The 20,412-nt window shown below is 70.8% G+C and carries 21 protein-coding genes; 11 read left to right on the top strand and 10 right to left on the bottom strand.

Translation table 11 applies throughout. From position 1 onward, the window contains the following. A partial coding sequence (locus E2651_RS26080; protein ID WP_135333662.1) for an AlkA N-terminal domain-containing protein occupies positions 1-879 on the top strand: 879 nt, incomplete at its 5' end. Positions 880-925: 46 nt separating this feature from the next. Then, entirely contained in the window at positions 926-1,426 is a 501-nt protein-coding gene (locus E2651_RS26075; RefSeq protein WP_135333661.1) for a methylated-DNA--[protein]-cysteine S-methyltransferase, read from the top strand. 5 nt (positions 1,427-1,431) lie between these two features. On the opposite strand, the gene E2651_RS26070 is transcribed toward E2651_RS26075, so the two are convergent. Together E2651_RS26070 and E2651_RS26065 are read right to left on the bottom strand one after the other, a co-directional pair. Beyond that, positions 1,432-1,923, bottom strand: coding sequence for an NUDIX hydrolase (locus tag E2651_RS26070; RefSeq protein ID WP_135333660.1), 492 nt, complete (start codon positions 1,921-1,923; stop codon positions 1,432-1,434). 88 nt (positions 1,924-2,011) lie between these two features. Next, entirely contained in the window at positions 2,012-3,082 is a 1,071-nt protein-coding gene (locus E2651_RS26065; RefSeq protein ID WP_135333659.1) for an ADP-ribosylglycohydrolase family protein, read from the bottom strand. A 106-nt stretch (positions 3,083-3,188) separates the two neighbouring features. On the opposite strand from E2651_RS26065, the gene E2651_RS26060 reads away from it, so the two are divergent. Both E2651_RS26060 and E2651_RS26055 read left to right on the top strand, forming a co-directional pair. Beyond that, positions 3,189-3,401, top strand: a complete 213-nt coding sequence (locus E2651_RS26060) for a hypothetical protein (RefSeq protein WP_135333658.1) — start codon at positions 3,189-3,191, stop codon at positions 3,399-3,401. Between the two features lie 233 nt (positions 3,402-3,634). Next, complete coding sequence (locus E2651_RS26055) at positions 3,635-4,756, top strand: glycerate kinase (RefSeq protein ID WP_245239222.1); 1,122 nt, start codon at positions 3,635-3,637, stop codon at positions 4,754-4,756. Between the two features lie 117 nt (positions 4,757-4,873). Here E2651_RS26055 and E2651_RS26050 read toward each other — a convergent pair whose 3' ends face one another. After that, positions 4,874-6,073 carry a helix-turn-helix domain-containing protein gene (locus tag E2651_RS26050; RefSeq protein ID WP_135333656.1) on the bottom strand — a complete coding sequence of 400 codons (1,200 nt, stop codon included), beginning with the start codon at positions 6,071-6,073 and terminating at the stop codon, positions 4,874-4,876. A 223-nt stretch (positions 6,074-6,296) separates the two neighbouring features. Between E2651_RS26050 and E2651_RS26045 the strand changes: the two genes are divergently transcribed. From E2651_RS26045 to E2651_RS26025, 5 genes are read left to right on the top strand one after another with little or no spacing between them, the layout of a single operon-like run. Then, positions 6,297-7,109, top strand: coding sequence for an ABC transporter ATP-binding protein (locus E2651_RS26045; RefSeq protein ID WP_135333655.1), 813 nt, complete (start codon positions 6,297-6,299; stop codon positions 7,107-7,109). Beyond that, a complete protein-coding gene (locus E2651_RS26040; protein WP_209446240.1) occupies positions 7,106-7,924 on the top strand; it encodes an ABC transporter ATP-binding protein in 819 nt (272 codons plus the stop codon). The genes E2651_RS26045 and E2651_RS26040 overlap by 4 nt, the downstream gene beginning before the upstream one ends. Then, entirely contained in the window at positions 7,921-8,811 is an 891-nt protein-coding gene (locus E2651_RS26035) for a branched-chain amino acid ABC transporter permease (RefSeq protein ID WP_135333654.1), read from the top strand. The genes E2651_RS26040 and E2651_RS26035 overlap by 4 nt, the downstream gene beginning before the upstream one ends. Before the next feature lie 46 nt (positions 8,812-8,857). Beyond that, complete coding sequence (locus tag E2651_RS26030) at positions 8,858-9,928, top strand: branched-chain amino acid ABC transporter permease (RefSeq protein WP_245239221.1); 1,071 nt, start codon at positions 8,858-8,860, stop codon at positions 9,926-9,928. Beyond that, entirely contained in the window at positions 9,925-11,190 is a 1,266-nt protein-coding gene (locus tag E2651_RS26025) for an ABC transporter substrate-binding protein (RefSeq protein WP_135333652.1), read from the top strand. The genes E2651_RS26030 and E2651_RS26025 overlap by 4 nt, the downstream gene beginning before the upstream one ends. A 36-nt stretch (positions 11,191-11,226) precedes the next feature. On the opposite strand, the gene E2651_RS26020 is transcribed toward E2651_RS26025, so the two are convergent. Continuing rightward, positions 11,227-12,090: a PaaX family transcriptional regulator C-terminal domain-containing protein gene (locus tag E2651_RS26020; protein ID WP_135333651.1), complete on the bottom strand. Its 864-nt coding sequence runs from the start codon at positions 12,088-12,090 to the stop codon at positions 11,227-11,229. 106 nt (positions 12,091-12,196) lie between these two features. Here E2651_RS26020 and E2651_RS26015 point away from each other — a divergent pair, with 106 nt between their 5' ends. Together E2651_RS26015 and E2651_RS26010 are read left to right on the top strand one after the other, a co-directional pair. Then, a complete protein-coding gene (locus E2651_RS26015; RefSeq protein WP_135333650.1) occupies positions 12,197-13,357 on the top strand; it encodes an LLM class flavin-dependent oxidoreductase in 1,161 nt (386 codons plus the stop codon). Further along, the gene (locus E2651_RS26010; protein WP_135333649.1) at positions 13,354-14,367 is read left to right on the top strand and encodes a zinc-binding dehydrogenase; all 1,014 of its coding nucleotides are present in this window, start codon (positions 13,354-13,356) and stop codon (positions 14,365-14,367) included. The genes E2651_RS26015 and E2651_RS26010 overlap by 4 nt, the downstream gene beginning before the upstream one ends. A gap of 60 nt (positions 14,368-14,427) precedes the next feature. On the opposite strand, the gene pssA is transcribed toward E2651_RS26010, so the two are convergent. The 6 genes from pssA to E2651_RS25980 form a co-directional block, all read right to left on the bottom strand. After that, complete coding sequence (gene pssA, locus E2651_RS26005) at positions 14,428-15,282, bottom strand: CDP-diacylglycerol--serine O-phosphatidyltransferase (protein WP_135333648.1); 855 nt, start codon at positions 15,280-15,282, stop codon at positions 14,428-14,430. Continuing rightward, complete coding sequence (locus E2651_RS26000; RefSeq protein ID WP_135333647.1) at positions 15,269-15,925, bottom strand: phosphatidylserine decarboxylase; 657 nt, start codon at positions 15,923-15,925, stop codon at positions 15,269-15,271. Before E2651_RS26000 ends, pssA begins: the two co-directional genes overlap by 14 nt. A 169-nt stretch (positions 15,926-16,094) precedes the next feature. Next, the gene (locus tag E2651_RS25995; RefSeq protein WP_135333646.1) at positions 16,095-17,300 is read right to left on the bottom strand and encodes an acyl-CoA dehydrogenase family protein; all 1,206 of its coding nucleotides are present in this window, start codon (positions 17,298-17,300) and stop codon (positions 16,095-16,097) included. Between the two features lie 2 nt (positions 17,301-17,302). Then, positions 17,303-17,833, bottom strand: a complete 531-nt coding sequence (locus E2651_RS25990; protein ID WP_135333645.1) for a MaoC family dehydratase — start codon at positions 17,831-17,833, stop codon at positions 17,303-17,305. Positions 17,834-17,838: 5 nt separating this feature from the next. Beyond that, positions 17,839-18,804 carry a CoA ester lyase gene (locus tag E2651_RS25985; RefSeq protein WP_135333644.1) on the bottom strand — a complete coding sequence of 322 codons (966 nt, stop codon included), beginning with the start codon at positions 18,802-18,804 and terminating at the stop codon, positions 17,839-17,841. Further along, positions 18,801-20,412 (bottom strand): protein meaA (locus E2651_RS25980; RefSeq protein ID WP_135333643.1); only part of this gene is annotated, 1,612 nt, incomplete at its 5' end. The genes E2651_RS25985 and E2651_RS25980, both read right to left, overlap by 4 nt.

Here is a 20,412-nt window from a genome sequence, read left to right as displayed (position 1 = left end):
CTCTCGCTCCGCCTCCCCTTCCGCGCCCCGCTCACCCCGGACAACCTCTTCGGCCACCTCATCGCCACCGCCGTACCCGGCGTGGAGGAGTGGCGCGACGGGGCGTACCGACGCACCCTGCGCCTGCCCTACGGGCACGGAGTCGTCGCCCTCACCCCCACCCCGGACCACATCGCCTGCCGCCTCAGCCTCACCGACCTGCGCGACCTCACCATCGCCATCAGCCGCTGCCGCCGCATGCTCGACCTGGACGCCGATCCGGTGGCCGTCGACGGGCAGTTGCGCGACGACCCGCTGCTCGCGCCGCTCGTCGACAAGGCGCCGGGTCGCCGCGTGCCGCGCACGGTCGACGAGGCGGAGTTCGCCGTGCGCGCGGTGCTCGGCCAGCAGGTCTCCACGGCCGCGGCCCGCACCCACGCCGCGCGCCTGGTCACCGCGCACGGAGAGCCGGTCGACGACCCCGAGGGCGGCCTCACCCACCTCTTCCCGGCGCCGGAAGCGCTCGCCGCGCTCGACCCGGACGCGCTCGCGCTGCCCCGCAGCCGCCGCACCACGCTGACCACCCTCGTACGTCACCTCGCCGAAGGATCGCTCCAACTCGGCGTGGAGAGCGACTGGGAGGAGGCCAGGGCGCGGCTCACCGAACTCCCCGGCTTCGGCCCCTGGACGGTCGAGGTCATCGCGATGCGCGCACTCGGCGACCCGGACGCGTTCCTGCCGTCCGATCTCGGAATCCGGCGCGCGGCACAGGAGTTGGGCCTCCCGCACACACCGGCCGCGCTCACCGCGCGCGCCGCGGCCTGGCGCCCCTGGCGGGCGTACGCGGTCCAGTACCTGTGGGCCACCGACGAGCACCCCATCAACACGATCCCCGCGTGAAGCAACGTAAAGCTACGTAAAGCCACGTAAAGCAAAGGGCACTCTCATGCACCGGCTGCACACCCTCATCGACAGCCCCTACGGGCCACTCACCCTCGTGTCCACCGACGGCACCCTCAGCGGCCTCTACATGACGGAGCAGCGCCACCGTCCGCCGGAGGAGACCTTCGGCGACCGCGATCCCGCACCGTTCGGCGAGGCCATCAGCCAGCTGGAGGCGTACTTCGCGGGCGAGTTGACGGAGTTCGACCTGCCGCTGCGCCTGGACGGCACGCCCTTCCAGCGCACCGTCTGGCGGCAGCTCCAGCTGATCCCGTACGGCGAGACCCGTACGTACGGACAGCTCGCCGACGCGCTGGGCAAACCCAACGCCTCGCGGGCCGTGGGCCTGGCCAACGGCAAGAACCCGATCGGCGTCATCGTCCCCTGCCACCGCGTCATCGGCGCGGGCGGCGCCCTGACCGGCTACGGCGGCGGGCTCGAGCGCAAGCAGCGGCTGCTGGCCCTCGAGGGCGCGACACCGGGCAACGAGGACGCGCTCTTCTGAACCGCTCAGCCCACCCGCACCCCCCTCTCCAGCTCCACCGTCCCCGTCCCCGCGTCGAGCGCCGCGAGTCCGGCGAGCACCCGCAGACCCAGCTCGCCCGGCAGATACTCGCGCAGCTCCTCGCGGGCGACCAGGCGCCAGGAGAGCAGCTCCTCCTCCTGGAGGCGGATCGACTTCAGCTGGTCCTCGTCGAGTACCCCACCGTCGTACAGATAGGCGACCAGTGGCGGCCGATCCGCACCGGGAACCCAGTCCACCGCGAGCAGCGCCCCCAGCTCGACGTCCAGGCCGATCTCCTCGGCCGTCTCGCGGCGCGCCCCCTGGCGTGGCGTCTCTCCGTCGTCCGACTCGATGGTCCCGCCGGGCAGCGCCCAGCCGTCGCGGTAGTTGGGTTCGACGAGCAGCACCCGACCCTCGGAGTCCCGGAAGAGCGCGGCGGCCCCCGCGATGACACGGGGGAGGCCTGCGATGTACGTGGCGTAGTCCTGAATGGTCACGCCGAAAGCCTAGACGCGAGCCTAGACGCGAGCCCAGACGCGAGCCCAGACGCGAGCCCAGACGCCGCGACCGCTGCGACGGCCCGGGTCACGCGCGCCCCGCCTCCACCAAGTCCACGGTCCGCGCGGCCAATTCGCTGATCCGGGACCCGTCGAAGCCGAACACCGCACTGCGCACCCGGTCTTCGAGGGGATCACGCCACTGCGCGGGGATCGCCTTGGCGCCGCACAGCACACCCGCGACCGATCCGGCCGTCGCGCCGTTCGAGTCCGTGTCCAGGCCGCCGCGCACCGTCAGGGCGATGGTGCGGGTGAAGTCCCCGTCGCCGTACAGGAGCCCGGCGGTCAGGACGGCGGAGTTCGGCACCGCGTGGATCCAGCCGAGCCCCGCGGTCTCCTTCTCCGAGGTGGCCAGCGTCTCGTCCCAGCCGAGCCCGGCGTCGTGCAGCGAGAGGACCCGGCGCACCGTGCGGGCGAGTCTGCTGCTGGACGGGATCACGCCGAGGGCCGCGTCGAGCGCGGCACGGGGCGTGGGCGCGGTGAACGCCGCCGCGATGAGCGCCGCCGCCCACATCGCGCCGTACACGCCGTTGCCGGTGTGCGAGAGGACGGCGTCGCGGCGGGCGAGCGCGGCGGCGCGGCGCGGGGCGCCGGGGCAGGTCCAGCCGAAGATGTCGGCGCGGATGAGGGCGCCGATCCATTCCTGGTAGGCGTTGTCGTAGGTCGCGGTGAGCGGCGGCTTGAGCCCGTTCGCGAGATTCCGGTACGCGGCCCGTTCCGCCGTGAAGGTCTGCAGATAGGGCAGCCGCAGCAGCCACAGCTCGCCGACCTGTTCCGTGCTGAATCCGAAGCCGTGCGTCTCCAGGAGGTCGAGGCCGAGGATCGCGTAGTCGACGTCGTCGTCACGGCAGCTGCCGTGCACCCCGCCCCGTACGCACCGCTGCCACTCGGGCCGCAGCTGGAACTCCTCCACCCAGGACGGGGGTTCGGGCAGATAGTCGGTCAGCGGCAGTGCGTCGGCCTGCCGCAGATAGCGCTCGATGCGATCGCGCGTCCAGTAGTCGCCCCGCTCGATGGGTTTGCCGAGCATGTTGCCGGCGATCCGCCCGATCCAGCCGCCGAGTACGCGGTCGGCGAGTTCCGCATGCACTGGGGTCATGCGTCCGGTTTACCGAATTCGCGGTGCTTCCGCGCGGTCAACGCAACGCCTTTGTCGCGGAGCGTGAGAAGTTTGTCCGGTTTTCGGCGAGAAATAGGGAGCGCACATGAAACGCCGTACGACCGTGCTGGCCGCCGCCGTCCTCGGGGCCCTGTCCGCCGCGGGTCCCGCCGCGGCGGTGGAGGTCGGGCCGCTGGTCCGTACCGGAGACATCGATCTGTTCGAGGACGTGCTCGAGCACATCAGCGTGCCCATGGGGGACGGGGGGCGGATGGTGCACCAGCTGTACGACTCGCGCGGGGCGGGCGGCACGGACTGATCGATCATTTCCGCGATCTCCCTGCCCGCCTATGAGGTGATTAAGGCGGATTCAGGAGTCGAATCCGCCGCCCTCGCGCGAAGGCAGCCATGGGCAGGCGGCCCCATCTGCGGTTATGGTCGCAGCGGCGCGACTGCCTTGACGTGAGCAAGGCCCGGAAAGCAAGGGGATGCAAGGTGGCGGACGCTGCTGAGACGGCGGGGCGTGTGCGGCATGCGCGGGATGCGCAGCATGTGCTCATTGCCGCGGACAAGTTCAAGGGGTCGCTCACGGCCGTGGAGGTCGCCGAGCGGGTGACGGCCGGGCTCCGCCGCGTCGACCCGAGCGTGCGGGTCGAGGCGCTGCCGGTGGCCGACGGCGGCGACGGCACGGTCGCGGCGGCGGTCGCGGCCGGTTTCGAACGCCGCGAGGTACGGGTCACGGGACCGCTCGGTGACGAGGTCACCGCGGCGTACGCGCTGCGCGACGGGACCGCCGTGGTCGAGATGGCGGAGGCGTCCGGCCTCCAGCTGCTGCCCGACGGCGTGTTCGCGCCGCTCACGTCCACGACGTACGGCTCCGGAGAACTCCTCCTGGCCGCGCTCGACGCGGGGGCGCGGACGATCGTCTTCGGCGTCGGCGGCAGCGCGACGACCGACGGCGGTGCGGGGATGCTGGCCGCGCTCGGCGCGGTGTTCCTGGACGCGGAGGGCGCGCCGGTGGCGCCGGGAGGCGGCCCGCTGGCGTCCCTCGCCGGTGCGGACCTGTCCGGCCTTGACCCCCGGTTCGCCGATGTGGACCTCGTCCTCGCCAGTGACGTGGACAATCCGCTGACCGGGCCGAAGGGCGCGCCCGCGGTGTACGGGCCGCAGAAGGGGGCGACCCCTGAGGACGTGGCCGAGCTGGACGCGGCGCTCGCGCACTTCGCGGAGGTTCTCTCGCGGTCGGTCGGCTCTTCCGCCCTCGAGTACGCCGAGTCTCCGGGAGCCGGAGCGGCCGGTGGCATCGGCTACGGGGCGCTCGTCGGGCTCGGCGCGAGCTTCCGGCCCGGTATCGAGGTCATGCTGGACGTCCTCGGCTTCGCGCCCGCGCTGGAGCGGGCCTCGCTGGTGATCACGGGTGAGGGTTCGCTGGACGAGCAGACCCTGCACGGGAAGGCTCCCGCCGGGGTAGCGGCGGCGGCGCGGGCCGCGGGCGTGGAGGTCGTCGCGGTCTGCGGCCGCCTCGCGCTGCCGGTGGAGGCGCTCGAACGGGCCGGGATCCGGCGCGCGTACGCACTCACCGACGTGGAGCCGGATGTGGCGCGCTGCATCGCGGAGGCGGGACCGATTCTGGAGACGGTGGCGGAGGGCATCGCCCGGGACTTCCTCGGGTAGGGCCTCAACCGCCGGCCGGGCTGGATATTTCCAGCCCGGCCGGAATTCTTCAGCCAGGCCGGCGTCTGAGGACGAACTCGGCGAAGCCGGTGATTTCCGGTGCGCATGTCCATCGCCTCACCCTGGCGTCAGCCGATACGCGTCCAACGCCAACGTCATCTCCATCAGATCCCGAGGCCGGGCCAACGACCGCGAGGTCAGCTGTTCCAACCGCCGCAAGCGGTTGAACACCGTGTTCCGGTGGCAGTACAGACGCCCGGCCGCCCGCCCGGCGGACCCCTCGCACACCAGCCACGCGTCCAGCGTCTCGAGCAGCACCGCCCGATCCCCCGGTTCGAGGGCCAGTACCTCCCCGAGGACGTCGGACACCAGGCGCCCCGCCAGCTCCGGCTGGCTCACCACAAGGGCCGTCGGCATCCGTTGATCGAGCCGTACGATCCCGCTCGCGTCCGGCGGGCACGTCCGCAGGGCCAGTTCCGCGAGCCGCCGCGCATGGCCCAGCTCGGCCAGACCCGCCACCACGGGGCTGATCCCGCCGGGACCGGGGCAGCGCCCGTCCAGGGCGGTGGCCAGCGCGTCCAGGCCCTCCTCCGCGCCCAGCGCGACCACCCCCACCTCCCGGTCCGCCCGCATCCGCCAGACGAAGCGGAACCCGGCCTGCTGGATCTGCCGGTGGAACGCCGCACGCCCGTCCCGCCGCTCGGCCCGCAGCACCACCACCGCGTACGGCCCCCGCTCCGGCAGATCGAGCCCCGCGGCCACCTGCGCGGCGAGCCCCGGCGCCGACTGGCCCTCCAGGAGTGCGTCCAGCAGCGCCTGCAGCTGCTCGTCGGTGCGCCGCCGCAGCTCCATCTCCGTCGCCCGGTACGCCTCGGACGCGGCCGCCGCCTGCGCGTCGACCGCCGACCACACCATCGTCGCCGAGCGCATCAGGACCGCGAGGCGCTCCGGGTCCTGGCCCACCGTGCCCTCCAGGAGCGCGTCCCACACCAGATAGCCCGCGTTGCGGTACGAGTGCACCACCAGGTCCAGCGGCAGACCCTGCTGCGCCCGCCGCCGCCCCGCCTCCTCGGCGTACTCCAGATCGCGGCGCGGCGACGCGCGCGGCGCTGAGATCGTCTCGATGCCGATCCGCATCGCGTCCTGCGCGTCCTGCCACTGCTGGTCGTACGGAAGCACCCGCGCGTACACCGGGGAGTGCTCGAAGAGCTGCCGCAGATGTTCGTCCACCAGCTCGGGGATGCGTGGCAGGAGCGCCTTGCACGCCTCCTTGAGCACCTTCCAGTCGTGACCTGTCCGAGGCCTGCGCCCGCTCACGGTGTTCCTCCTCGCCGCCGCCCGTCGCCCCTCTTCGTGCGGAGGATGCCACCGCTAGGCCGCCCCCGGCAGGCCCCTGACACGCGGTGTTGTGCCCGTGCACAACGGGCGGGCGATCCCGCTGGTCACCCGCAGCGATTCGGCCACAGCCCGTGGACGGGCGCCCCGCGCGGTGCTGGGGTGAGCGCCACGCGCAGGGCAGGCGGAGAGCAGGGGGTCCCAGGTGGGTGGTTCCGGACTCGTGGTGCGGGACGCGTCGGTCGGATACGGGCCGGTGCGCGCGCTGCGGCAGGTGTCGCTCGAGGTGCCGGACGGTGCCGTCGTCGCGGTGCTCGGCGGCAACGGCGCGGGCAAGTCCACGCTCCTGCGCGCCATTTCGCGCACCCTCTCCTTCCATCGAGGGGCGCTCACCTCGGGCTCGGTCCACTTCGGCGGGCGGCGTGTCGACGGGTGGCACGCGGACCGTGTCGTGGCCGCCGGGATTTCTCAAGTGCCGGAAGGCAGGCGGGTGTTCGCGCGGATGACCGTCGCGGACAATCTGCGGGCGGGCGCGCTGGGCTCCGCGGGGAGCCGGGTGGCGAAGGCCGCCGCCCTGAGCCGCGTCCATGAACTCTTTCCCGTGCTCGCCGAGCGGGCGGGCCAGCGCGCCGGACTCCTCTCGGGCGGCGAGCAGCAGATGCTGGCGGTGGCCAGGGCCCTGATGGCGTCTCCGAAGCTGCTGCTCCTCGACGAACCCTCCCTCGGACTCGCCCCGTTGATGGCCGCCCGCATCGCCGACACCGTCCAGGAGATCAACGCCCAGGGCACCTCGGTCCTGCTGGTCGAGCAGAACGCCGCGCTGGCCCTGCGCCTCGCATCCCATGCGTACGTCCTGGACGTCGGCGAAGTGGCGCTCGCGGGCCCGGCCGACGAACTGGCCGCATCCGACGAAGTGCGCCGCCGCTATCTCGGCGTGGTCGACGAGACCGCGGCGGACGACGCGTCGCGCGGCGTCGGCGCGCTCCCGGTCCTCGGGCGATGGGCGGGACGGCGATGACCGATGACCGTCCGGCGGCCGATGCGCCGCCCCTCGACGCGGACGTACCGCCGCTGGACGTAAGGGAGTTGACCGTACGCTTCGCGGGCCTCACCGCGCTCGACACCGTCAGCTTCACGGTCAGGCCCGGCACCGTGCACGCCGTCATCGGACCCAACGGCGCAGGCAAGTCCACCTGCTTCAACGTCCTGTCCGGGGTGTACCGCGCCACCGGCGGCACCGTCCGCTTCGGGGAGCACGAGCTGACGGCCATGCCGCCGCACCGCATCGCCGGCCTGGGCGTCGCCCGGATCTTCCAGAACCTCGCCCTGCCGCCGCGTGCCACCGTCGCCGACAGCCTGATGCTGGGCCGCCACCGGCTCACCCGCACCGGCTTCGTGGCCGCGGGCCTGCGCCTTCCGTCGGCCGCCCGCGAGGAGCGCCTGCACCGCGAACGGGTGCGGGAGATCGCCGCGTTCGTCGGCATCGAGCATCAACTCCAAGCACCCGCAGGGTCGTTGCCCTACGGGCAGCAGAAGCTCGCCGAACTCGCCCGCGCCCTGTGCATGGAGCCCCGGCTGCTGCTGCTCGACGAACCCGTGGCGGGGATGACCGCGGACGAGCGGCGCCGCACGGCCGCCGTCATCGCCGGCGTACGCGACAGCCTCGGCATCTCGATCGTCCTGGTGGAACACGACATGGGGGTGGTGATGCGGCTCGCGGACGCGGTGACCGTACTGGACTTCGGCCGCCGCATCGCCGACGGCACCCCGGCGGACGTACAGAACGACCCGGCGGTCGTACGGGCCTACTTGGGGGAGGGCGGTGCGGCATGACCACCTTCGTGGAACTCCTCCTCAACGGCCTCTCGATGGGCTCCGTCTACGCCCTGATCGCCCTCGGCTTCGTCGTCATCTTCCGCGCCACCGAAGTGGTGAACTTCGCACACGCCTCGCTGCTCCTCGCGGGCGGCTACGTCACCGCGTCCCTCCACGACGACATCGGCTTCTGGCCGGCGCTGCTCGTCGGCATCGCGGGCGCCGCGGTGGTCGGCGCCGCCGTCGAGTTCCTCGTCATGCGGCGCTACCGGGGCGCCGACCACAGTGTGCTCGCCATCGTCACCATCGGCGTCGACATCCTGCTCACCACCGAACTCACCCGGCGCCTGGGCACCGACGTCCTCGCGCTCGGCGACCCGTGGGGCGACTCCGTGCTCACGGTGGGGACGGTCTCCATCGCCCACACCCGGATCGCCGCGTTCGTCGCCGCGGCCCTCCTCATCACCGTCTTCCTGCTCGCCTTCCGGTACACCTCCTGGGGTGTGGCGATGCGTGCCGCCGCCGAGAGCCCGGAGACCGCCGCGCTGATGGGCGTACGGCTCGGCAGGGTCTCGCTCGGCGCGTGGGCCGTGGCGGGCGGGCTCGCCGCCGTGGCCGCGCTCTTCCTCACCGTCTTCCCGACCCCCGGCCTCGAACGGGCCACATCGCTCGCCGCGTTGAAGGCGTTCCCCGCCGCGATCCTCGGCGGCCTCGACTCCACCACGGGCGCCCTGGTCGGCGGCATCGTCGTGGGCGTCACGGAGTCGCTCGCCACCGGATACCAGAGTGAACTCACCTTCCTCGGACGGGGGTTGGGTGATCTCGCGCCCTATCTCGTCATGACGGTCATCCTCCTCATCCGGCCCGCGGGGCTGTTCGGCACGAAGGAGCTCGCCCGTGTCTGAAGTCCTCGCCCGCGGCCGCGAGTCGCGCTCCCGCAGCCGTACGGCACTGCGGAGCCCCCGGGCCTACGTCTGGGCCGCGGGGGCGGTGCTCCTGCTCGCCCTGCCCTTCTACCTCGACCGGTTCTGGCTGCAGGCGGGGCTCTTCGCCATGGCGGCCGCGATCGGTGCGATCGGCATCAACCTCCTCACCGGCGCGACCGGCCAACTCTCCATGGGACACGCCTTCTTCCTCGCCATCGGCGCGTACGGATACTGCGTACTGGCGGGGGACGGCGAGGGCGGCCTGACCGGGCTCGGCCTTCCGACCTGGATCGCGGCCGCGCTCGCGGTCGGCATCGCGGGCCTCGCGGGCGGGCTCTTCAGCCCCATCGCGGGACGCCTGCGCGGCGCCTACCTCGGCATCGCGACCCTCGCCCTGATCTTCATCGGGCAGCACGTGCTCTTCAACGCCCATGATCTGACGGGCGGCTCCAACGGCCGCGACGTACCGCCCCTGAGCCTCTTCGGCATCACCTTCGACGACAGTGAACTCGTCGTCGCCGCCGTGCCGTTCGGGGCGTCGGAGAAGCTCTGGTACGCGGGGCTCGCCCTCCTCCTCGGCTGCGGACTCTTCGCCCGCGGCGTGTTGCGCGGGCGCCCCGGCCGCGCCATGAACGCCATCCGCGACCACCGCATCGCCGCGGGCGTCATCGGTGTGCCCGTCGCCCGCTACCGCGCCGGTGTCTTCGTCCTGTCGTCGATGTACGCGGGCCTGGCCGGGGTGCTGCTCGCCCTGGTCTTCCAGCGCACCGTGCCGGACTACTTCGGCATGACGCTGTCCCTCGAGTACCTCGCCATGATCGTCATCGGCGGCCTCGGCTCGGTCGCGGGCGCGGTGGCCGGCGCCGCCGTGGTGTCCCTGCTGCCCCAGCTCCTGACCCGGTACAGCGACGCCCTGCCGCTGGTCTCGGCCCCAGGCACCGGCGGGATCACACCGGGTGAGGCGTCCCGGTACCTGTACGGCGCCGCCGTCGTGGCGGTGGTCCTTTTCCTGCCCGGCGGTCTGGCCGGCATCGCCGCCCGGCGCTCCCGGCCGACGTCCGGCCGGGCTCCAGTGGAATCAGGGGAGGAACGATGAGTTCACGCACACGGAAGCGGGCCACCGCGGCGGTCACGGCGCTCGCCGCGCTGCTGGCCCTGGCGGCCTGCAGTTCCAAGGCCAACGACGACGACGGCGACAAGAAGGGCGCGGGCGGGGTCAAGACCGGCGACGGCATCTCCGGGAAGACGATCAACCTCGGCGTGCTCACCGACATGACCGGCGTCTACGCGACCCTCGGCAAGAGCGTCACCCAGGCCCAGCAGCTCTACGTCAAGCAGACCAACGCCGATGGCGGCATCTGCGGATACAAGCTGAAGCTGACCATCCGCGACCACGGCTACGACCCCCAGAAGGCGGTCGCCGCGTACACCGAACTGGAGCCGGACGTCCTCGGCTTCGCCCAGTTCATCGGCTCGCCCTTCGTCGCCGCCGTCAAACAGCGCGTCGACGGCAACAAGGGCCTTGTCCTGCCGCAGGCCTGGTCGGCGAATCTGCTGGGCAGCCCGTATGTGCGGGTCGTCGGCTCGACGTACGACCTGGAGACGATCAACGCGATCGACTTCCTGATGAAGGAGAAGGGCCTCAAGAAGGGCGACAAGCTCGGCCACGTCTACTTCGAGGGCGACTACGGCGAGAACGCCCTGAAGGGCTCCCAGCAGATGGCGAAGGAGTCGGGCCTCACCGTCGTCGAGCAGAAGATCAAGCCGACCGACAACGACATGACGGCGCAGGTGTCCGCCCTGAAGAAGGCCGGCGTCAAGGGCATCGTGATCAGCGCGGGGCCCCGGCAGGCGGCCTCGCTGGTGGGTGTCGCAGCGGCCGGGAAGTTCGACGTCCCGATCATCGGCAACAACTCGGCGTTCTCGCCCCAGCTCCTGGGCACCCAGGCGGGCCCGGCCCTCGAGAAGAACTACTACGTGGCATCCCCGACCCTCCCGATCGGCGCGGACACGGCCGCCGCGAAGAAGCTGGTCGCCGACTACAAGGCGGCGTACCCCAAGGACGCCCTCGACAACGGCGTGACGGCGGGCTGGACCGCGGCCTCCGTCTTCGGCGAGGCCCTGAAGAAGGCCTGCGACAGCAAGGACCTCACCCGTGAGGGCGTCGACAAGGCGCTCCTGACCATCGACGCGTACGACACGGGATTCGGCGTCACACAGAACTTCACCGACCCCAAGTCCCCGTCCTCCAAGGAGAGCGTGATCCTGCGCCCCGACAAGAGCGCGACGGGCGGCATGAAGGTCGTCCGCGAACCGGGCGCTTCGGAGGTGGCGAAGGGGTACACGCCGGGGGCGTGAGCAGCGGCTCGACGAGGCAGGGGCTCGGCCCCTGCCTCACCCCCGCGGATCCTCGGCAAGGTGTGCCCAACGCCGGTCAGCGGGCTCCCGGACCGCGCGCCATGTGTCGACGAACAGGCGCGTCGCCGTGAACCCGGGCCAGTCGGGCGGCAGCAGCGCTCCCGGCAGCCGAGGGTCCCGCTCGAACGTGGCCCGCCAGGCGTGCACGAGGCGGGTGCGCAGGACGAAGGCCTCCTCGGGGGACATGGGCGAGGAACCCGCTCCCCGGAAGCGGGTCAGGAACTCCTCATGCGCCGCCCGCACGGCACCCAAGTCCCAGGCCCTGCTGACCAGTTCACCCTGCGCGGCGGCTGAATCGGTGGCGGAATCGGCGGCGCGCGAGCGCAGCCAGACCGCGTACCGGTCGAGCCCCTGCTCCCGCAGCAGCTCCCGCACCGCCGCCACTCCGCCCGCGTCCGCCGCGATCCACACGCCCTGCCCGAGCGACCCGAACCCCTCGAACGCCAACTGCCCCTCCACCAGCGGCCGGTCACGCCACGCGTCCGCCGGGACCCGTAGCAGCAACTGCTGCCACTCGCCGTGCCAGGGCGTCTCCTCGACCGCCCGCTCGAGGCGGTGCGTCCACGCCGTGAGGAGGGCGACCAGGCGCGGCTCAAGGGCAAGCCGCGTCCACCGGCCCACCGACTCCGTCCGCAGCCAGCCCTCCTGGACAAGGCGCGTCACCGCCCGCCGCGTCGCCGCGTCGCCGACCCCGCAGTCGCCGAGCGCCCCGACGACGGCCCGCGACCAGACGCGCTCCGCACCGGCGTAGCGGACGTACTCGCCCAGGACCGTGAGCAGCAGCGTCCGCGCGCTCGGGGACCCGTCACCCCGGCGGCGCGTGCGTGGCGCGTCCGCCAACGTCCACCCCTTGCTGTCTGTTGACCTCTTCGACGGTCAGGTATAGGACGTAAGAATCTGCTGGCCCAACCTTATGTCCTGCGTCATTCCGGCGAAAGGCGTACGCATGGAACGCCCCACCCGCTTCGGCACCTTCCTCGCCCCCTACCACGGCATCGACGGCAACCCCACCCTCCAGATCCGCCGCGATCTCGATCTGGTCCGCCACCTCGACGCGCTCGGCTTCGACGAGGCCTGGATCGGGGAGCACCACTCCGCCGGGTACGAGACGATCGCGTCCCCGGAGGTCTTCATCGCGGCGGCGGCCGAGCACACCCGGCGGATCAGGCTCGGCACGGGCGTGAACTCCCTCCCGTACCACCACCCGTTCGTCCTCGCCGACCGTGTCCGCCAGCTCGACCACCAGACGATGGGGCGCGTGATGCTGGGCGCGGGGCCGGGCCAGCTCGCCTCCGACGCGTTCATGATGGGCATCGACCCGCTGCGGCAGCGCGCCATGATGGCGGACGCGCTCGACGCCGTCGTACGCCTCCTGCGCGGCGAGACGGTCAGCGCGCGCACGGACTGGTTCGAACTCGTCGACGCCCGGCTGCAGTTGGGGTCCTTCGCCCCGGAGGGCGTGGAGATGGCGGTCGCGTCGACCGTCTCGCCATCGGGCTCCGTGCAGGCGGGCCGGCACGGCATCGGCCTGCTCTCCCTCGCCGCCGCCGACCCGACGGGCCTGGCGGCGCTCAACGGCAACTGGGCCGCGTACGAGAAGTCCTGCGCCGAGCACGGCCACGCCGCGGACCGGGGCGCGTGGCGGCTGGTCGTGCCGATGCACCTCGCGGAGACCGAGACCGAGGCACGTACACAGGCCGAGTACGGCGTGCTACACCTGGCGCGCTACATCGAGGGGTTGTCGGGCACGACGATGAGCTGGGGCCGTACGGCGGCGGACGCCGTCGCCCAGTGGACCGGCGACGGATTCCCGGTCTTCGGCGTCGCGACGATCGGCACCCCCGCGGACGCCATCGCCCGCATCGAGGCCCTGGCGGAGGCCTCCGGTGGCTTCGGCACGCTGCTCGTCCTCGACCTGCCCACGGGTACGCCGGAGGCCAAGCGGCGCAGCTATGAGCTCTTCGCCGAGTACGTGGTCCCGCACTTCACCGGCGCCAACCGGGGGCGTGCGGCGTCCATGGAGTGGGCGCGTGCGAACAGCGAGCGGTTCGTGGGAGCGATGCGGCAGGCGGTCGAGGCCGCCGTCGCACGGGGAGGCCGGGGATGAGGGCGGCGGTGCTGCGCGGCGGCAGCTTCGTCGAGACCGACGTGGCGGAGCCGGTGCCGGGTCCGGGGCAGGTGCTCGCGCAAACTCTCGCGACCGGGATCTGCGGCTCCGACCTCTCGGCGGCACGGCACACCGAGGACTTCCTCGCCGCCTCGCGGGACTCCGGCACCGAGTCCTTCCTCTTCGACCCGGACGCGGATCTGGTCATGGGGCACGAGCTGTGTGCGCGGGTGCTGAGCCCGGGGGAGTGGGAGGGGAAGGTGGTCGTAGGGCTCCCGTGGGCCCTGGACGGCGCGGGGACCCTGCGGACGATCGGCTACTCCAACGCCTTCCCCGGCGGCTTCGGGGAGCGCGTGGTCCTGCAGACCGCCGCGCTCGTCCCCGTCCCCGACCACGTCCCGCCGCGCGTGGCCGCACTCACCGAGCCGCTTGCCGTCGGCTTCGGCAATGTCGCCCGCGCGGCGCCGGCGGAGGGGACGGGCGCCGTGGTCATCGGTGCGGGGCCGATCGGGCTCGGTGCGACCGCGGCGCTCGTCGAGCGGGGCGTCGCGCCCGTCGTCGTATCGGAGCCGTCGCCGCGGCGGCGGGAGCTTGCGGGGCGCTTCGGGGCGCATGTGGTGGTGGATCCCGGGGTGCGCGACCCCTTCGACGCATGGCGGGACGCGGCGTCGCGGGGGCAGGCGCTGACGGTCCTGGAGTGCTCGGGCCGGGCCGGAATGCTGAACACGGTGCTGCATCGGGCGCCGCGGTCGACGCGGGTGCTGCTGATCGGTGCGTGCATGACGGAGGACGTGTTCCGCCCGGTGGTCGGCATCTACAAGGACATCACGGTGACGATGTGCATGGCGTACCCGCCGGAGGAGTTCGCGGGGACGCTGGGGCGGATCGCGAAGGGCGCGGTGGATGCGGGCTCGCTGATCACCGCGGAGGTGGGGTTCGGGGAGGTGGACGCGGCGTTCGCCATGCTGGCCGCGCCGGACGACCACGTGAAGGTACTGGTCAGGCCCTGACACACCAAAGGGGGCCCGAACCATACGGTTCAGGCCCCCCAAGGCAACGTTCGAGCGCCGCTACGGCAACTGCGCCGCCCTGGCCTCGCGCCGGTTGTCCCGGAAGTTGTTCACCCGGCGGGCCGTGGCGAAGAGGGGGATCACCGCGCCCAGGACCAGCTGCAGCGCACAGCCCGTCTGGAGGAGCAGCTGACCGCCCGGCGCCTCGAAGGCCCACGCGGCGAGGAGCCCCATGGCCGCGACGATCCAGGCCAGCATCGCCACCGCGAGCGGACCCCGCGGCTTCGGGTACTCGACCCGGCTCACCATGAGCCACGCCGTACCGACGATCGCGAGCAGCGTCGCCACGAACGGCAGCTCAAGAAGCACGACCGAGACGACCGTCAGCGCACCGAACGGCGACGGCATGCCCTGGAAGGTGCCGTCCTTCACGGTCACGCACGAGAATCTCGCAAGCCGCAGCACCACCGCAAGCAGCACCACGATCGCGCCGACCGCCGCCATCCGCTGGTGCGCGTCGTCCGCGACCATGCCGTAGACGAGGACGAAGTACGCGGGGGCCAGACCGAAACTGATCAGGTCCGAGAGGTTGTCCAGCTCCGCGCCCATCGGCGAGGACCGCAGCTTGCGCGCCACGAGCCCGTCGAAGAGGTCGAAGACGGCCGCGCAGAGCATCAGGATCACGGCGGTCGCGGCGGAGTGCCGCGCCATGCCGCTTTCGGTGCTGCCCTGCACGTACGGGATGAGGATGCCCGTGGTGGTGAAGTACACCGCCATGAAGCCGCACGTCGCGTTGCCGAGCGTGAGGGTGTCCGCTATTGAGAGGCGGAGTGAGAGAGGCATCTCCTCGTCGGCCTCGTCCTCCGCCGCCTCCGGAACCCACCCGGCCTGTGTCTCAGGATCAACCACGGTCAATGCGAGTCACCCCAGCCACGGTCTTCTGACCGACCTCGACGTCCGCCTCGACACCCTCGGGGAGGTAGATGTCGACGCGTGAGCCGAAGCGGATCAGGCCGATCCGCTCGCCCTGCTCGACCTTCGTGCCCTGGGGCACGTAAGGAACGATGCGCCGCGCGACCGCGCCCGCGATCTGGATCATCTCGATGTCACCGAGCTCGGTGTCGAAGTGCCAGACAACGCGCTCGTTGTTCTCGCTCTCCTTGTTGAACGCCGGGACGAACCCTCCGGGGATGTGCTCCACGGACGTCACCGTGCCCGCGAGGGGCGCGCGGTTGACGTGGACGTTCAGCGGGCTCATGAAGATCGCGACGCGGGTGCGCCCGTCCTTCCACGGCATGATGCTCTGCACCACACCGTCGGCCGGCGAGATGACCCGGCCCTGGGAGATCTCGCGCTCGGGGTCGCGGAAGAACCACAGCATGCCCGCAGCGAGTGCGGTGGTCGGTACGGCGACGGCCGCGGCGCCCTTGGAGCGGCGCGCGCGGACGAGGCTGATGGCCGCGGTGGCGACGGTCGGCAGGAGCCACGGCGATGCTCCGCGCGCAAGACGACCCTTGAGGATGCCATCGCGTGGTGCAGAGGTTTGGCTGTGGGGCATGGATGACCTTCGTAGCGGATGATGCCGCGCAGGAACGGGGGACGGCGGCTTTTCCGGGATGCTATCGGTTGCGAGCCACAACTGGGCAAGCCAGGAAGCTGAGTCGACGGCTGAAGAGTGTTGACAGGGTGTGATCTTCTTCTCGATGAAAACACCCCAAACCAGGCATCTAGCCCTGGAATCGATACTCTTCGAGCAGTCGCCGACCAATGATCATTTTCTGGATTTCGGCGGTACCTTCACCGATCAGCAGCATCGGAGCCTCGCGGTAGAGGCGCTCGATCTCATACTCCTTCGAGAAGCCGTAACCGCCATGAATCCGGAACGCGTCCTCTACGACTTCTTTGCAGTATTCGGATGCGAGGTACTTCGCCATCCCTGCTTCGAGGTCGTTTCGTTCCCCAGAGTCCTTTTTGCGTGCTGCGTTCACCATCATCGCATGAGCGGCCTCGACCTTGGTAGCCATCTCGGCCAGCTTGAACTGAATCGCCTGGTGCTGAGCGATCGCCTTGCCGAAAGTGTGGCGTTGCTGGGCGTATGAGACACCCAACTCAAATGCACGCTGAGCGACACCGCAGCCACGCGCCGCGACATTCACGCGGCCGACTTCGACGCCGTCCATCATTTGGTAAAACCCTCGGCCGGTGACCCCGCCGAGCACGCGATTGGCCGGAATGCGCAGTCCGTCCATGATGAGTTCGGTCGTGTCGACGCCCTTGTAACCCATCTTGTCGATCTTCCCGGGGATGGTGAGGCCGGGGCGGACCTCTCCGAAACCGGGCTCCTTCTCGACGAGGAAGGTCGTCATCGACTTGTGGGGCGCCGTGCCCTCGGGGTGTCCTTCGTCACTTCGGCACAGAACGGCCACCAGAGTCGACGTGCCGCCGTTCGTCAGCCACATCTTCTGACCATTGAGGACGTACTCGTCGCCGTCCTTGACGCCCTTGGACGTGATCGCCGACACATCGGAGCCGAGCGCCGGCTCCGACATGGAGAACGCGCCGCGCACCTCGCCGGCCGCCATCCGCGGAAGGAAGGTGTCCTTCTGCTCCTGCGTGCCGTGCTGCTTGAGCATGTAGGCGACGATGAAGTGGGTGTTGATGATGCCGGAGACCGACATCCAGCCACGCGCTATCTCCTCGACGCACAGGGCGTACGTGAGAAGCGACTCACCCAGGCCGCCGTACTCCTCCGGGATCATCAGGCCGAAGAGGCCCAACTCCTTGAGGCCGTCCACGATCTGCTGCGGGTACTCGTCGCGGTGCTCGAGTTCCGTCGCGACCGGAATGATCTCCTTGTCGACGAAGTCCCGGACGGTGGACAGGATCTCCTGCTGGATGTCCGTGAGACCTGCGGTCTGGGCGAGTCGGCTCATGGCTACTTCTTCTCCTGGCTCTTCTTGGGGATGTCCACCAGCTCCGGGCGGCCGGGCTGCTCGCCGCCGCGCTCCTTGATGTACGTCTCGGTGGGGACCATCACCTTGCGGCGGAACACGCAGACCAGCGTGCCGTCCTGCTTGTAGCCCTTGGTCTCCACGTAGACGATCCCGCGGTCCGACTTGGACTTCGACGGGGTCTTGTCGAGGACCGTGGTCTCGCCGTAGATCGTGTCGCCGTGGAAGGTCGGCGCCACGTGCTTGAGCGACTCGACCTCCAGGTTGGCGATCGCCTTGCCCGAGACGTCCGGCACGGACATGCCCAGGAGCAGCGAGTAGATGTAGTTGCCCACGACGACGTTCTTCCCGAAGTCGGTCGTCTTCTCCGCATAGTTGATGTCCATGTGGAGGGGGTGGTGGTTCATCGTCAGGAGACAGAAGAGGTGGTCGTCGTACTCGGTGACCGTCTTCCCGGGCCAGTGCTTGTAGACGTCCCCGACGGTGAACTCTTCGTAGGTGCGGCCGAACTGCATGAGTCTTACGCCTCCGGGGCTTCGAACTTGGAGGTGCGGGTCATGCCGGCGGCACGCCCCTTGCCGGAGATGACCAGGGCCATCTTGCGGCTGGCCTCGTCGATCATCTCGTCGCCGAGCATCGCCGAACCCTTCTTGCCGCCGGCCTCGGAGGTGCACCACTCGTACGCGTCCAGGATCAGCTCGGCGTGGTCGAAGTCCTCCTGGGACGGCGAGAAGACCTCGTTGGCCGCCTCGACCTGACCGGGGTGCAGGACCCACTTGCCGTCGAAGCCGAGCGCCGCGGCGCGGTTCGCGACCTCGCGGTAGCCGTCGACGTTCTTGATCTGGAGGTAAGGGCCGTCGATCGCCTGGAGGTTGTTGGCGCGGGCGGCCATCAGGATCTTCATCAGGATGAAGTGGTAGGCGTCCGCCGGGTAGCCGGGCGGCTGCTCGCCGACGACCAGGGACTTCATGTTGATGGAGGCCATGAAGTCGGCCGGGCCGAAGATGATCGTCTCGACGCGCGGGGACGCCTGCGCGATCGCGTTGACGTTGTTGAGGCCCTGCGCGTTCTCGATCTGCGCCTCGATGCCGATCTTGCCGACCTCGAAGCCCATCGTCTTCTCGATCTGGGTCAGGAGCAGGTCGAGCGCGACGACCTGGTCGGCCGTCTGCACCTTCGGCAGCATGATGCAGTCGAGGTTCTGGCCCGCGCCCTCGACGACCGTGACGACGTCGCGGTACGTCCACTCGGTCGTCCAGTCGTTGACGCGCACGACCCGCGTCTTGCCCGTCCAGTCGCCCTCGTTGAGGAACTTGACGATGGTGTGCCGGGCCTCCGGCTTGGCGAGCGGCGCGCAGGCGTCCTCCAGGTCGAGGAAGACCTGGTCGGCGGGGAGGCCCTGGGCCTTCTCCAGGAAGCGCGGGTTCGAGCCGGGGACCGCCAGGCAGGAGCGGCGCGGGCGCAGGCGGTTGATGGGCGCGGTCATGCGGGGACCTCCAGAGGGTCGAGCTTGTTCGCTTTCCGGATCTCGTCGACGATACGGCCGATGATCTCCGTGATGCCGAAGTCCTTCGGGGTGAAGACGGCGGCCACACCCGCCGCCTTCAGGTCCTCGGCGTCGCTGTTGGGGATGATGCCGCCCGCGATCACGGGTATGTCGGGGGCCCCCGCCTCGCGAAGGCGCACCAGGACGTCCGGTACGAGCTGCGCGTGCGAGCCGGAGAGGATCGACAGGCCCACGGCGTGTACGTCCTCGGCGAGCGCGGCGTCGACGATCTGCTCGGGCGTGAGCCTGATGCCCTGGTAGACCACTTCGAAGCCGGCGTCACGCGCGCGTACCGCGATCTGCTCGGCGCCGTTGGAGTGCCCGTCCAGGCCCGGCTTGCCGACCAGGAAGCGCAGCTTGCCGGTGCCGAGGTCGGCGGCGGTCTTGGCGACCTTCTCGCGGACCAGGGCGAGCGGCGTGCCCTCCTCCGCGGTCACGGCCACCGGAGCGCTCGAGACGCCCGTGGGGGCCCGGAACTCGCCGAAGACCTCCCGCAGGGCGCCGGACCACTCCCCGGTCGTCACACCGGCGCGTGCGCACTCCAGGGTGGCCTCCATGAGGTTGCCCGTACCGGCGGCGACCTCCTTGAGCCGCTCCAGGGCCTTGCAGGGGCGCGGGTGGTTGAACGGCGGCTGGTAGCGGGTGTCGCGCCAGTGCTTGAGGGCGTTCACCACGCGGGTCTCGACGGCCGGGTCGACCGTCATGATCGCGGTGTCCAGGTCCGAGGTGAGCGGGTTCGGCTCGGTCGTCTCGTAGCAGTTGACGCCGACGATCTTGTCCTCGCCGCCCTCGATGCGGGCCCTGCGCTCGGCGTGCGAGGAGACCAGCTGCGACTTCAGGTAGCCGGACTCGACGGCGGCCATCGCGCCGCCCATCTGCTCGATGCGGTCGATCTCCGCCAGGGACTCCTCGACGAGGGACTCCACCTTGGCCTCGATGACGTGCGAGCCGTCGAAGATGTCGGCGTACTCCAGGAGGTCGCTCTCGTGCGCGAGCACCTGCTGGATGCGCAGCGACCACTGCTGGTCCCAGGGCCGGGGCAGGCCGAGCGCCTCGTTCCAGGCGGGCAGCTGCACGGCACGCGCGCGTGCGTCCTTGGAGAGCGTGACGGCCAGCATCTCCAGGACGATGCGCTGGACGTTGTTCTCCGGCTGGGCCTCGGTCAGGCCCAGGGAGTTGACCTGCACGCCGTAGCGGAAACGGCGCTGCTTGGGGTTGGTGATGCCGTACCGCTCGCGGGTGATCTGGTCCCAGATGCGGCCGAAGGCGCGCATCTTGCACATCTCCTCGATGAAGCGGACACCCGCGTTCACGAAGAAGGAGATGCGCGCGACCACGTCACCGAACTTCTCCTCGGGGACCTGCCCCGAGTCGCGTACGGCGTCGAGGACGGCGACGGCGGTGGACATCGCGTACGCGATCTCCTGCACCGGAGTGGCCCCGGCCTCCTGCAGGTGGTAGCTGCAGATGTTGATGGGGTTCCACTTGGGGATGTTCGCCACCGTGTACGTGATCATGTCGGTGGTGAGGCGGAGGGAGGGGCCGGGC

Origin of the sequence: Streptomyces sp. MZ04 (assembly GCF_004684775.1) — a bacterium.
Lineage (GTDB): Bacteria > Actinomycetota > Actinomycetes > Streptomycetales > Streptomycetaceae > Streptomyces.
Note: the sequence above shows the minus strand (reverse complement) of the source record. Positions and strands in the feature narration are given on the sequence as shown.